The organism is Faecalibacterium sp. DFI.5.82 (assembly GCF_029076575.1).
Lineage (GTDB): Bacteria > Bacillota > Clostridia > Oscillospirales > Ruminococcaceae > Faecalibacterium > Faecalibacterium duncaniae.
The window spans coordinates 1-476 of record NZ_JARFIS010000060.1; the positions used below are offsets into that span (position 1 = coordinate 1).

At 62.4% G+C, this 476-nt stretch carries 1 pseudogene; it reads right to left on the minus strand.

Going from position 1 to position 476, the window contains the following annotated elements:
• A pseudogene (locus P0G09_RS15555) lies at positions 1 to 476 on the minus strand (AAA family ATPase); the annotation flags it as partial.

Below are 476 nucleotides of genomic sequence, written 5' to 3' on the forward strand. Positions count from 1 at the left end.
GTCAAACAGAGCCTGTGCCAGCGCCTTGGCCAGCTCTGTCTTGCCCACACCGGTGGGGCCGAGGAAGAGGAAGCTGCCGATGGGGCGGTTGGGGTTGGCAATCCCGGCGCGGCTGCGCAGGATGGCCTCGCTCACCTTGGTCACGGCCTCGTCCTGACCGATGACTCTCCTGTGGAGCACATCGTCCAGATGCAGCAGCTTCTCGCGCTCACCCTCTACCAGCTTCTCCACCGGGATGCCGGTCCAGCGGGCCACGATCCGGGCAATTTCCACGTCGGTCACGCGGTCACGCAGGAGGCTGTCCTCCTTCTTCTCGTTGGCCAGCTTTTCCTCCGCTTCCAGCTGTTTCTGCAGCTCGGGCAGCTTGCCGTATTTCAGCTCAGCAGCCTTGTTCAGGTCATACTCACGCTGTGCTTTCTCAATGGCGGCATTGGTCTGCTCGATCTGCTCACGCAGGGTCTGCACCTTGCCAATGG